Source organism: Acinetobacter sp. YH01024 (genome assembly GCF_013420195.1).
In the GTDB taxonomy this organism is placed as follows: Bacteria; Pseudomonadota; Gammaproteobacteria; order Pseudomonadales; family Moraxellaceae; genus Acinetobacter; species Acinetobacter amyesii.
Window position 1 is genome coordinate 1 of sequence record NZ_VOYQ01000062.1, and the last position, 12,974, is coordinate 12,974.

At 42.3% G+C, this 12,974-nt stretch carries 12 protein-coding genes, 1 pseudogene and 1 riboswitch; of the genes and pseudogenes, 6 read left to right on the forward strand and 7 right to left on the reverse strand.

Features of this window, described 5'->3' with window-relative positions; all coding sequences use genetic code 11:
- Both FTT88_RS15845 and FTT88_RS15850 read left to right on the forward strand, forming a co-directional pair.
- A pseudogene (locus tag FTT88_RS15845) lies at positions 1–107 on the forward strand (IS5/IS1182 family transposase); the annotation flags it as partial.
- A gap of 3 nt (positions 108–110) precedes the next feature.
- Positions 111–371, forward strand: a complete 261-nt coding sequence (locus tag FTT88_RS15850; RefSeq protein ID WP_257222617.1) for a hypothetical protein — start codon at positions 111–113, stop codon at positions 369–371.
- A 78-nt stretch (positions 372–449) separates the two neighbouring features.
- Here the strand turns inward: FTT88_RS15850 and FTT88_RS15855 are convergent, their stop codons facing one another.
- From FTT88_RS15855 to FTT88_RS15870, 4 genes are all read right to left on the reverse strand, one after another.
- Complete coding sequence (locus tag FTT88_RS15855; RefSeq protein WP_218945821.1) at positions 450–821, reverse strand: MmcQ/YjbR family DNA-binding protein; 372 nt, start codon at positions 819–821, stop codon at positions 450–452.
- 36 nt (positions 822–857) lie between these two features.
- Positions 858–1,463: a murein L,D-transpeptidase family protein gene (locus tag FTT88_RS15860; protein WP_180005539.1), complete on the reverse strand. Its 606-nt coding sequence runs from the start codon at positions 1,461–1,463 to the stop codon at positions 858–860.
- A 111-nt stretch (positions 1,464–1,574) separates the two neighbouring features.
- Positions 1,575–3,020 carry a YdiU family protein gene (locus FTT88_RS15865; protein WP_180005540.1) on the reverse strand — a complete coding sequence of 482 codons (1,446 nt, stop codon included), beginning with the start codon at positions 3,018–3,020 and terminating at the stop codon, positions 1,575–1,577.
- Positions 3,021–3,142: 122 nt separating this feature from the next.
- On the reverse strand, positions 3,143–4,303 hold the full coding sequence (locus FTT88_RS15870) for an acyl-CoA desaturase (RefSeq protein WP_180005541.1): 1,161 nt from the start codon (positions 4,301–4,303) through the stop codon (positions 3,143–3,145).
- Between the two features lie 189 nt (positions 4,304–4,492).
- On the opposite strand from FTT88_RS15870, the gene FTT88_RS15875 reads away from it, so the two are divergent.
- The gene (locus tag FTT88_RS15875; protein WP_180005542.1) at positions 4,493–5,026 is read left to right on the forward strand and encodes an META domain-containing protein; all 534 of its coding nucleotides are present in this window, start codon (positions 4,493–4,495) and stop codon (positions 5,024–5,026) included.
- 66 nt (positions 5,027–5,092) lie between these two features.
- Here FTT88_RS15875 and FTT88_RS15880 read toward each other — a convergent pair whose 3' ends face one another.
- From FTT88_RS15880 to FTT88_RS15890, 3 genes are all read right to left on the reverse strand, one after another.
- The gene (locus FTT88_RS15880; protein WP_180005543.1) at positions 5,093–5,806 is read right to left on the reverse strand and encodes a glycerophosphodiester phosphodiesterase; all 714 of its coding nucleotides are present in this window, start codon (positions 5,804–5,806) and stop codon (positions 5,093–5,095) included.
- Positions 5,807–5,991: 185 nt separating this feature from the next.
- Positions 5,992–6,576 (reverse strand): cob(I)yrinic acid a,c-diamide adenosyltransferase, encoded by a 585-nt coding sequence (locus tag FTT88_RS15885; RefSeq protein ID WP_111885379.1) that lies wholly within the window; start codon positions 6,574–6,576, stop codon positions 5,992–5,994.
- A gap of 46 nt (positions 6,577–6,622) precedes the next feature.
- Positions 6,623–8,470 carry a TonB-dependent receptor plug domain-containing protein gene (locus FTT88_RS15890; protein ID WP_373683090.1) on the reverse strand — a complete coding sequence of 616 codons (1,848 nt, stop codon included), beginning with the start codon at positions 8,468–8,470 and terminating at the stop codon, positions 6,623–6,625.
- Between the two features lie 236 nt (positions 8,471–8,706).
- Positions 8,707–8,864, forward strand: a riboswitch (cobalamin riboswitch).
- Between the two features lie 127 nt (positions 8,865–8,991).
- On the opposite strand from FTT88_RS15890, the gene FTT88_RS15895 reads away from it, so the two are divergent.
- From FTT88_RS15895 to trpB, 3 genes are all read left to right on the forward strand, one after another.
- On the forward strand, positions 8,992–10,812 hold the full coding sequence (locus FTT88_RS15895) for a TonB-dependent receptor domain-containing protein (RefSeq protein WP_180005545.1): 1,821 nt from the start codon (positions 8,992–8,994) through the stop codon (positions 10,810–10,812).
- 160 nt (positions 10,813–10,972) lie between these two features.
- Positions 10,973–11,614, forward strand: coding sequence for a phosphoribosylanthranilate isomerase (locus tag FTT88_RS15900; protein ID WP_180005546.1), 642 nt, complete (start codon positions 10,973–10,975; stop codon positions 11,612–11,614).
- The gene (gene trpB / locus FTT88_RS15905) at positions 11,598–12,824 is read left to right on the forward strand and encodes a tryptophan synthase subunit beta (protein WP_117007224.1); all 1,227 of its coding nucleotides are present in this window, start codon (positions 11,598–11,600) and stop codon (positions 12,822–12,824) included. The genes FTT88_RS15900 and trpB overlap by 17 nt, the downstream gene beginning before the upstream one ends.
- Positions 12,825–12,974 lie beyond the last annotated feature (150 nt).

Genomic DNA, 12,974 nt, shown 5'->3' on the forward strand with positions numbered 1-12,974 from the left:
AAACCTTCAAAATTCTTGCTGAGCGATATCGCAATCGAGGCAAAAGACTAGCATTGAGATTCAATCTAATTGCTGGAATTTATAACTTGGAGCTGAGTGAAAAATGACTTATGAAAGAAATCTATTGTATTGCTTATGAAATTGATACAGATAATATAGAAATAAAAAAGGAATTAATTAATTATCTTTTTGAAAAATATAAAAATAATTTTGAATGGATAGGTAGGGGTGATAATGGATTTTATATTTCATATGAATCATCTAATGATTCTATCCAAGGAATCTATGCTTATTCATTAGGAACAACTATTTCTTTTACTAGTAATGAAATTAGAAATGCTGAAACAAAGATTCGATTTCCAAATCTTTAATTTATGAAACCAGTTATTGAACATAATGGCGATTACACGAAATTCTCAATATTAACTTAATTGTAAGGGAAGTGTTATCTAAACACTTCTCAGCAATTCAATCCTCTGCCGTTGTCCTTTCTTTAACTTCGACACCACCAATTCATAAGAATTTAGCACCAAATCTTGCAGCAGTTCTTCTTCCAATTCTTCATCTGCAAATACAGAAATCCAATGCTGCTTATTCATATGCCAGCCAGCACGAATAAAGGGATAAATATCTCTGAGCATCACGCCATTGTCCGGCAGCACCTTTAAATTAACGGCCGCTTTGCCTTCCAAATGAAAACTCAGCATAAACACCTTATCCATCACTTTAAACACATCACAGCCTTCGCCAAAAGGCTGGCTACAGGTTGTTTCAGGCAAGTCTAAGGCTGTCTTTTCAGCTACAGTGTGTAATGAAATCATCTAGAATCGCTCAAAAAATAAAGACTGTATTTAATATTAAGGATGAATATGAATCTCTGTATCATTATTCACCAGTTGCCAAATTTCATCCATATCAATATTGCGCACTGCAATACAGCCCCAAGTCCAATCTTTTTGTGGGAAATACGTCATCAGTTGTGGTGCAGCTTTCATTTGTAAACTGGTCGCCGAACCATGAATCATAATGTCACCACCTGCAGAAACCCCTAGATTTTTAGCCTTCTGTTTATCGGCCGCATTGGGGTAAGAGATATGCAAAGATTTATAAAATGCGCTTTGCGGATTGCGCCAATCTATATGATAAGTTCCTTCTGGCGTCTTGCCATCACCTTCTTGAACTTTATGTCCAAGCGGTTGAAAACCCAGACGCATCGGGTAACGCCGAATGACCATATTCTGATGTTTTAACTCTAAATAACGCTCAGCTTTATGTACTTGAATACTGTCGATCGGCGTTTCTGTGCGAATTTTTTGAATTTGCAAATCACTTAATTTATGTGGAAAGGCCAGTACATTGGCAGGTGTAGGTAGATATTTTTCAAATTTTTGATAGGCAAGGTAGGCCGCCACAATACAGAAGAGGGTAGCGAAACTAAAAATAGCGATACGTTTTCTTGTCATTATTTTTTAGAGGATGGACGGCATTACAGTCCATCCATTTCGGTATTGTGGATAATGTCTAAATTATCCACAATTTTGAGTCGAGTGATGCATGAATTTGTGGATAAATGTTTAAGATGAGCAGCTCACCATCACTTCAGGCACATCACTTGGCAAGGGGCCTAAATCTTCTGTTGTTTCCAGTTCAGGCTGTTTCAGATAAGGCTGGCTTAGTAATGTATATAAGCGTTCTACCTCTGAAAAATCATTGCGTTCAGCTAGCTCAATCGCCTTTTGCGCCATATGGTTACGCAAGATATATTGCGGATTGGCCTGTGCCATTTCCGCATCTAAAGCATCGGTGTCCTGATGCTCACGGATGCTTTCATATTGGGCCAAGAAACCTTCAAATGCGCGACGGTCTAAACAGTCATCTTTAATGGCTTCATATTCATGATTTTGCAGACGAATAAAGCTTTGCGTGTAATCCAGCTGTTCACTTTGCAGAATACGCAAAAAGGCCATGGCGCAGTCAAAGCTGTCTTTATGAAAACTTGGCAAACCCATTTTCTGAGCTAAGCCCAATTTATAATGTTCCAAGAAGGTCAGTTCAAAATGCTCTAAGCACTTAGCTAAATCTTCTTTCCACTGTTCTTTGTCATAGTCCGTAGGGCAGAGCGGAATGAGATTATTCAGCCATTGCCATAAATTCCAATGCCCAATGCTCGGCTGCTGCTGATAGGTATAGCGGCCTTGGTAATCCGAATGGTTGTTGATCCAGTTTGGGCGGAAGCGCTCCATAAATCCATAAGGTCCAAAATCGAGCGTTGAACCAGTAATATTCAGATTGTCAGTATTCATCACGCCATGTGCGAAACCAATCAGCTGCCATTTGGCAATCATCACTGCGGTACGCTGAATGACTTGAGTGGCAAAAGCTAAAATAGGTTGTTCGGCATCTAAGCATTCAGGGTAGTGCCACTCAATACATTTCTGCGTGAATTCAGGCAGTAAATCACCCTGATACTGATTGATCCATTCAAAGTGCCCCAAACGGATATGACAGTCAGATGTACGCAGCATCATTGCACCAAGTTCGAGTTTTTCACGCTGTACGCCTTGCTCAGAACTGGTAAAACCCACTGCATTACTGGATGCAACGCCTACGCTGTTGAGCGCATGTCCTGCCAAATATTCACGAATAGTCGAGCGCAATACTGCACGACCATCGCCCATGCGTGAGTAAGGGGTCGAGCCGGCGCCTTTAAGGTGCAGGTCAATGGTTTGCCCATGTTTATCGATGATTTGCCCAATCAATAAGCCGCGTCCATCTCCCAATTGGCCTGCCCATTGTCCAAACTGGTGACCTGCGTAGACCATGGCCAAAGGTTCAAATTCTGCAAAGGTTTTTTGACCGCTGCAGATTTCAACCCAAGCCTGTTTATCTGTCTCAGACCATTGCAGCTCATCCGCAAGAGCGGCATTAAAATGCCCAGCTTTTGCACCTTTTAGAGGAACTGGCTGCTGATGGTGATACAGGCGAGGTGGCAGGGTGTTATAGCGGGCATTGAACAGCATAATGATCTTTAAAAATTCAAATTATGTTGAAACTATAGCAAAGACCAGATAGAAAAACTGTAGCTTAAAATCAATAAAGCCTCCATATGTGGAGGCTTTATCATTTGAAAGGCTTAAAAGAATTAAGCGGTTTTCTTTTTCAAGTTACGCATCAATTGATTCAGTGTTTCACGGTGCTGTGACAAACGCTGTTCAACTTGTAGGAATTCAAGTTTGAGTTTGTCATCCATTTGATGAATTTTTTCAGCAACTGCAGTTTTCTTCGCTTGAATTTCCTGCTCTTTTAATTTTGCCCAGTCATTCAAAGTTTGCGAAAACGCATCATATTCTTGAGAAATACGTTGCTTAGCTGTCGCAATATCATCGGTCATGTTGAGACCATAGATCGCAAGGTCTTGTTCCGCATACTTGAACTTCATAGCCAACTCAGCTTTTTTAATATTAAAGCTAGGAATACGGCGTAAATTTTTGGCAAGGCCTAATTTAGAGCAGCTCCAAATTAACCATTTTGTTGGATCGTATTGCCACCATTTCACACCATTACGGTAGTCGTATTGGAAAATATGGTGATAGTTATGATAACCCTCACCCCAAGTAGCAATAGCGAGCCAGAAGTTATCACGCGCGGTATTTTCGTCAGTATACGGACGTTTACCCCACATGTGGCACAGTGAGTTAATAAAGAACGTCACATGATGGCTCAAGATTAGACGCATTAAACCGCCCAATAATAGAACGCCCCACATGTCGCCAACAACCCAACCAATTGGCACTAAAATCGCCGCATGAACAGCAATCACCAATGGAATGTAATATTTGTCTTGGAACATCACGACTTTATCTTTTAATAAGTCAGGTGCATTTTTATAGTTTGGTGCTGCTGCTGGATAATCACGAAGCATCCACCCGATATGGGCATACCAGAAACCACGATTAATCGAGTATGGATCTTGGTCAATATCGTCTACATGACGGTGATGTGTACGGTGACCCGAAGCCCAGAACAAAATACTGTTCTGAACAGCAAAAGTACCCATGAGCATTAAAATGATTTTTAAAGGCAAGGTTGCTTCATAAGCACGGTGTGCCCATAAGCGGTGATAACCTGCGGTAATACCTAAACTGCTGACACCCAGTAAAACAAACATACTGATCCAAGCAGCGGCACTAAAATCATGATTAATGGCATATAACGGAATTGCAATAACTGCGACAATAGGTAAAAACACCAATGCAAAAATAGCAATCCAGTTCATTGGGGCTTTGGGTAGGGGAGCATTCATCTCCAACAGCACTCCTGAAACCTTGGGAGGTATAGATAGGACTAATCCCATTAATTTTTTAAGGGATTTTAGACGTACAGAATAGTAGCACGGGAAAACCCGTTTTCACCACTGTTATTGTACAGTTGTATTGTTCTAAACAGTAACATAATACGACTGAAGTTATTTGACTTTTTGTGGAGTAAGAAGATGCCAAAAAAACAGCAAATTTGTCAAAATAATCTGAAATTACTTATCAAATACTGCATCTGGGGCAGCTTTCTGATCAGTTGTCTGGGACTGATGGCTTGTCAAAGTTCTCCGACGCAGAAGGTGACTACAAAGTCACAAGGGAAATCACTGGGCAACAGCGTTGAGCAGCCATTAAAACTTATTCGCGTAAATGATGGGATACAAGATATTCCATGGACGATTGTGAAAATCGCTGTACAAAAAGCTAAGTTCTTTCATCATCAACCTTATCTTCAGTTCAATTCGCAATTTCGACAAATTCAGGGAAATACGGGATGTAACACTATCAGTGGCACTTATGTGATTGATACCTTAAAACACAGCATTGATCTGAATGCCCGAGCAGGTTATTTCAGCTGTGATTCGGCTTTGGCTCAAGAGGCTGAACTTTCAGATGCCTTGCAAGCCGCAACACAATTCCAAATAAAAGGGAAACACATGACGATGCAAAACAGTCGGGGACAAACTGTATTGGTTTTGGAAAGAAAATAGACCGATTGAAATATCGACGTGTTGATCGAGAAGTGAATTACACAAATCTAGGTGAATAAAGCAGCATTAAAAATGCTGCATCATTAATTTAGGATAGTCGGTAATTAAGCCGTTAATGCCCCAATCTTTAAGCTGTTTAGCACGATCAACGTCGTTGACAGTCCATACGCTCACATTTAATTTTGCCTGCTGCGTGGCCTGAATAATGTCTGAATTGGCGAGTTGGTTCATCCAACCGATTTGGATACAACCTAATTCAAGTGCTTGTTCAATCGCTTTAAATTTTACGTCTGTTTCAACCAAAAGCCCGCGTTTGAAGCCGGATTTTTTTTGTTGCAAAGCAAGATGAATTTTAGGGTCAAAACTGGTGATCACCGCGGAATGTTCGAAACCTTGGAGCTGTTGTTCCAAGGTTTCAGTCAGCGCTTCAGCTTCAGTCTGTGTCTTCACTGCTTTCACTTCGACTTCAATATGATCGAAGTTATGAATAATTTTGAGCGTTTGTTCGAGCAGTGGCGTCGGCTCAACTTTATTCCATTCTGACCATGTCACTGCATGGTTATACGGTTCTAGTTCAGAACTTTCGCATTCATAAAGATACTTATCTTGGCCGGTGGTACGGATGAATTGATCGTCATGCATCACAATTAAGGCGCGATCTTTTAGTTGTCGCACATCAAATTCAACTGAGCGTATGCCTAAATCTTGAATATATTGGAAACCACCTAGGGTATTTTCAGGTGCTTCACCACGAGCGCCACGGTGACCGATTATGCGCATAAAGGGCCTGCAAAATTGAAAGATAAAAACATAGTGTCCTGTAAGAATGACAGGGAGATGACACTGTTATTTTGATCCGATCATCCTGAAATACAAGAATGATCGGACGAAATGTTTCGATTTATTTCAATGTAAAATAGACTTTTAATTGGTCAAAGGATTTGAGCAATTTTTGAATCCAAAACTTATTGATCAATCGTGTCGTTAATATTTTTCTGCCACAGCACCTCAGAACCACCTTCAGCGCGTTGTAATGTACGCGATGCGACAAATAACCAGTCAGAGAGTCGGTTAAGTAGCTGCAATGACGGTGCTTGAATGTTCTGGTCACGGTTATGTACAGCCATTAAACGACGTTCTGCACGGCGGCAAACTGCACGCGCTTGATGGGCAAAGCTGCACACCAATGTTCCTGATGGCAGGATAAAGTCTTTGAGCATTGGCAGCGCTTCATTCATACGGTCAATGTCATTTTCCAAAAACTCAATTGACACAGGTTGTACCAAGTTGAAGTTTGGAATGCAGACTTCACCGCCAAGGTCGAATAACCAATGCTGAATCAGGCTGAGCGATTTATCCCAAGCCGCTTTGTCTTCAATACTGCTAAGTGCGATGTGCGAACGCAGAATACCAATGCTTGAATTGAGTTCATCGACATCTCCTAAGGCTTCAATACGTAAATCATCTTTGGCTACGCGTGATCCGTCGCCAAGACCTGTCGTACCTGAATCGCCTGTGCGGGTATAAATTTTACTTAAGCGGTGGCCCATTTTAATTGTCCATTTTTTGATTAAAAGTTGAATAAAGTGATGTGCATTAATATTTCACAGTAACACCGATAGTGGCTAAACGCCCGCCATTCATATAATACAAACCTGAACCATACGATGAGGTTTTGTATTCGACATCACCGATATTTTGTAAATTGGTAAAGACTTTGAGGTTGGGATTGATATTCCAAAATGCACTCATATCAATAGTGGCATAACCGGGATTGCGTGCTTGATAGTCCACGGTATCTGACTTGGCATTTAAGGTTGCGTTCATGCCATAAATGTCATTGCTCCAGCCAGTAGTCAAGCTTAAGTTCTGACGTGGTCGGCGCTGTAAATCTTGTTTTTTCTCATTATCTTGAGCTTTCACATAATGATAGCTGAGTTTGCTTGACCATCCCCCATTTTGCCATTGCAGATAGGTTTCCACACCTTGATAAACCGCTGTATTTAGATTTTCTAAAGTGTAATTAGGGCCATTCACAATCAGATGGTCGACTTTGGTGTGGTACACAGACAGGCCGGTACTTAGCCCATGATTCAGCTTTTGGTCGACGCCAATTTCATAAGAAATACTTTCTTCAGGCTTTAAGTTTGGATTGCCTGACCAGCTGTTATAGCGTTCATCTAAGGTTGGCGATTTAAACGCAGTCCCAATATTGGCATATACACGGGTAAGAGGCAGTGCTTGCAGACGAATTGCAGCTTGACCAATGGTATGGCTGCCATACTTCGCATCGTCTTCTAGGCGAATTCCGAGTTGTGTATTAAGACCCTCTTGATGATATTGATGCTGTAAGTAATAACCCGTGCTGCGGTTATCATCTTGATAAGCCGTGCCATATGACACGATGTCACCGCTGATTTTACGGTGTGTGATCCCACTTAAAATCGTTTGTTTTGGCGTCAGCGCAATTTTGGAATAGATTTCTGCTTCTTGGGTTTTATTGTGGGTGAAGTCGGCGGTTGTGACCTGATCTAGCTCATCTTTGAATTGAGAAAGGCGGGCGTGCAGTTCTAAAGCCGGTAACTGACGCACTTCACCACGTAGGTTGATCATTTCATTGCTAAAGTCTTGCGCGACATTGCTGTAGTTTAGGCAGTTATAGTCCTTATCTTCATTGCTACAACTGACATAAAAGCTGCGACCATCGTTATAGCTATAGTCCAATGAGTAAGCATGATTTTCTTGTTTTGATCCAACTTTTGCGCTCCAGCCTTTTTGGTCATAGCTTGCTGTACTCAGTTCATCTAGGTCAAACACTTTGGTGGCATCGGATTCTAAGCGTTGTCCTCGAATCTGTGCGTAATAACCATTTTTTGTGGCATCTGCGCCAATAATACTTTTATAGGTTTTGTGTTCACCTACTTCTGTACTGGCAAAGGCAGTATTTTTCGTTGGTGTCTTGGAAATAATTTGTACCACACCGCCAATCGCATCTGAGCCATACAATACAGAAGCAGGGCCTTTTAAAACTTCAATTTGCTGAATATCGGTAGTATCTAAAAACGGTAATGGCGCCATGCCTGATGTTGCCGAGTTCAAACGCACACCATCGCGCAGTACTAAGGTATGGTCGGATTCTGTACCACGTACAAAAATCGAAGCCACTTGTCCTAAACCGCCGTTTTGCACCATATTGATAGACGCATCGTTACGCAGCAAATCACTCATTTGGGAAATAGGGGATTGTGCAACGGTTGCAGGTTCAATAATGGCGATACGTGCAGGTACATTTTCTAATTTTTCTGCAGAACGTGTTGCTGTGACGACAATGGTATCCATTCTAGGTTGTGCAATGGAATCTGCTGCAATAGACAGTTGGGAGTTAAAAATACAAAGCGCAGATATGCCAGCTGCAAGCGCAGTCGGCTGAAAAGGAAAAGGCATACAAAGCTCCATGCATTTACCCCACGTAAATGATTGAGTGATAGAACACAGTGAGCAGGTATCGGACTGGCAAGGTTTCGCTTGCGCACCGTTGCGGGGGCAGTGTTGTAGAGACTTCCCATGCCAACTGTTGTGAATGGCTTAAGTATAGAGAACTCCGATTTATCGAACAATCGAATCTGTCGGGCATTTTAAGATAGCTGCATATACAGCTTGACTTGCTGTGGAGCAGAAATTAATCTGCCTGCGCTTCAGGTGCTTTCTTAATTGAAAAGTGAAACTGGGAAGTCAGTCCAGCAGTATAGAGCTGTTGTTATCTGACACTGCCCCCGCAACGGTGAATCGTTATTCAATAACGTAAGTCCGGAGACCGGCCTGATGCAGACCTATTCATAATGCGGCGGGCGTTATAGCGGGATTGCATGCTTCTGTCTGAAAAATGGCAAGCCATCGCTTACCCAAAAACCGCCACGCGTTAACCACTTTTATTTCGCACGGGCGGTGCGATCGGGGAATACAGCATGCATTCTTTCTCTAAGACTCTACTCGGGTCACTTTTTGTTTTATCTCCACTTTCTGCTGCGATGGCAGCAGACCAAGTTCATCAACTTCCAGTCATTACCAATACGGTTGCTAGCATTGTTGAGCAAGACTCGCAAAAAACCTTGGCGGCAGTCACCGTAATCAACCGTGAAGAAATTGAACGTAAGCAGTTTACTTCTTTGCAAGAATTACTACGCACTGTGCCAGGCGTAACGTATACCAACTCTGGTGGTTTAGGTCAGCCAACCAGTATTTCAATTCGTGGTACAGGCTCTACTGCGGTATTGGTATTGGTGGATGGTCAAAAACTGGGTTCGGCAACTTCAGGCCAAACTTCTTTTGAGCATTTACCGATTGATCAAATTGAACGTGTAGAAGTTGTAAAAGGCCCGCGTTCAAGTTTATATGGTTCTGAAGCTGTAGGCGGTGTGATTCAAATCTTTACCCGTAAAGGGACGCAAAATGGCGTAAAACCATTTGCTTCACTTAAGTATGGTTCACATGAAACCTATGATGCCAATGTCGGTGTGAATATTCGTCAGGATAATTCTTGGGCGACGCTAAGTTTGGCAGGCTTGAAAACACAAGGCATGGATGTAACAACTTTGCCGACTGAAACAGATAAAGATGGCTATGATAACTATTCTGCGTCAATTAAAGCGGGTCATCAGTTTAATGATCAATTTTCAGCAGACCTGAACGTATTGTATGTCAACGGTGAAACAAATTACGATAGTCCATATAACGTAAATCCTTATAACAAGGTTGAGCAAAATGTGTATGGCGTTGGCTTTAGCTATTCTCCTATAGACCTTTGGAAAACGCAGCTGAAATTTGGCCGGTCAGAAGATAAATACGAAACCTTTAGTGCAGATAAATCGACAGGTGTATTTGATACCACAAAAGACAGCATTAGCTGGTTAAACACATTATCTTTTAATGCAAATAACACACTATTGGTAGGTGTGGATTACTTAAATGATCAAGTCGATAGCACCACCAAATACGATGAAAAAGAGCGTGATAATGTCGGTTACTATGCGCAGTATCTTGGTGATTTTGGTCGAGTGAACCTGCAAGCAGCCATTCGCCTAGATGATAATGAGCAGTTTGGTGATCACACTACAGGCAATGCCGCTGTTGGTTACTCGTTTAATGACAACTACAGCACTTATGTTTCATACGGCACCGCTTTCCGTTCGCCGACATTTAATGACTTGTATTATCCGGGTTGGTCAAATCCAAACCTAGTCCCTGAAGAGTCTGAAAATATTGAAATTGGATTCAAAGGGTCGCAATGGCTGAACTGGTCTGTTTCTGCCTTCCATAATGAAATTGATAATATGATTTCAGGCGGAACCAATATTGCAAAAGCAAAAATTAAGGGTGTGGAAGCTGAGTTCGGACAGTCACTGGATAACTTCACGTTGAACTTAAACTATACTTATCAAGAGCCTGAATATAATTCGGGGGCGACCAAAGGCAATCAAATTGCGGGTCGTGCAGGTCAATTATTGAATGTATCTGCAGATTATACGATGGATAAATGGACGCTAGGTGGCTCTGTACACGCAGAAGACCAGCGTTATAAGGATGCCGCTAATACAACAAGCTTTGGCAGTTTTGCGACAGCAGATGTACGTTTAACCTATCAAGCGACCCCTGAATTTTCTGTACAAGCCAAACTTGCCAATATGTTTGATAAAGAATATTACACCGTGTATGACTCATTTGATGACTATTACTACCGTCAAGACGGCCGGACTGCTTGGCTAACCTTACGTTATGCAATGAAATAATTGATTCAATTATTTAAAAAGCCCTGATCATTCAGGGCTTTTTATTTTTGCGCAGTAATCATGCTGAAAATCCACGCAAGGTCTAAAAATTGCATTACAATGATTCGCCTTCATATTCATAGATAGGCTATGAATAGGGCGGAGTTAGAGCCACAATAATATGCGAACCCGTGCCAAAATCTGCGGAATTACACGTACTCAAGATATCCAATCTGTCGTCCAAGCTGGCGCAGATGCGATCGGATTTGTATTCTTTGCGCCAAGCCCGCGCAGTGTAACGGCAGCGCAGGCTGCTGAGCTGATTCAGCATGTGTCGCCCTATGTGCAGACCGTGGGTTTATTCGTGAATGCATCAGCTACAGAGATACAGGATATTTTAAAAATTTCACCTGTAGACATACTGCAATTTCATGGTGATGAAAACCCTGAACAGTGCAAAACGATTGCACAGACTGTTGGGCGCCGCTGGTATAAAGCCATTCAGGTGAAGCCAGATTTGGACGTGATTAGCGAGATTCAATCTTTTCAGCAGGCAGGGGCAAGCGCCGTACTGCTCGATGCATGGCATCCTGAGCTGAAAGGCGGTACAGGGCATAGCTTTGACTGGGCACAGTTCCCAAAACTCGATATTCCTTTAATTTTGGCGGGCGGTTTAAAGCCTGACAATATTGAAGATGCGATTCAAACCACAGGCGCTTATGCCGTAGATGTGAGCGGTGGTGTAGAATCAAGTAAAGGTATTAAAGACCAACAACTCATAGAACGCTTTATGCAAGGAGTCCTTCGTGGATCAGCAAAATAAAATCGACTATACCCAATTCCCAGACGCACAAGGGCATTTTGGTATTCATGGCGGGCGTTTTGTGTCAGAAACTCTTATGGCAGCACTTGAGGACTTAGAAAAACTCTATTTCCGCATGAAAGATGATGCACAGTTTTTGGCAGAATTCGACCGTGACTTGGCGTATTACGTCGGTCGTCCAAGTCCTTTGTATTATGCTGAGCGATGGTCGAAAGAGTTGGGTGGTGCGCAAATTTACTTAAAACGTGAAGACCTGAACCATACAGGTTCACATAAAGTGAATAACACCATTGGTCAGGCTTTACTGGCTAAGCTTTCAGGTAAAAAACGTATTATTGCCGAAACAGGCGCAGGTCAGCACGGTGTAGCAACTGCAACGATTGCAGCGCGTTTAGGCCTTGAATGCGTGGTGTTCATGGGCGCAGAAGATGTTAAACGTCAAGCCATGAACGTATACCGTATGCGTTTACTTGGCGCAACGGTTGTACCTGTGGAAAGCGGTTCAAAAACATTGAAAGATGCCATGAACGAAGCGATGCGTGATTGGGTCACCAATGTTGATTCAACTTATTACGTGATTGGTACAGTTGCAGGTCCACACCCATATCCACAATTGGTTCGTGATTTCCAATCAATCATTGGTCGTGAAGCGCGTAAACAAATTCAGGAACAAGCAGGCCGTTTACCAGATGCTTTAGTTGCATGTGTGGGCGGCGGCTCAAATGCGATGGGCTTGTTCTATCCATTCTTAAATGATGAAGACGTGAAAATGTACGGTGTCGAAGCTGCAGGCTATGGCATTGAAACAGGCAAGCACTCTGCACCACTCAACGCAGGTCATGTCGGTGTACTTCACGGCAACCGTACTTACTTGATGTCGGATGATCAAGGTCAGATCATTGAAACACATTCAATTTCTGCCGGTTTGGACTACCCAGGTGTAGGCCCAGAACACAGTTTCTTGAAAGATATGCACCGTGTGAACTATGTGCCAATCAATGACACTGAAGCGCTACAAGGCTTCCGCGACTTAACACATATTGAAGGTATTATCCCTGCGTTAGAAAGTTCACATGCGATGGCTTATGTCACGAAACTTGCACCGACGATGGACAAAGACCAAATCATCATTGCGACTGTATCAGGCCGTGGCGATAAAGACTTAATGACCGTTGCCCGCATTGATGGTGTGGAAATGGTTGAGATGTAAATTCCTTTAAGCCCTCTCCTTTAAGGCATAGGTATCTACACATTTTTTATAAATTGAATGCGATCTGAGCAATCGCATTCAGCTCATCAGACGAATACTCTGACAACAACTGAAGAGTGTTCAATAGTATTGAAAGCCCTGCCAGTATGG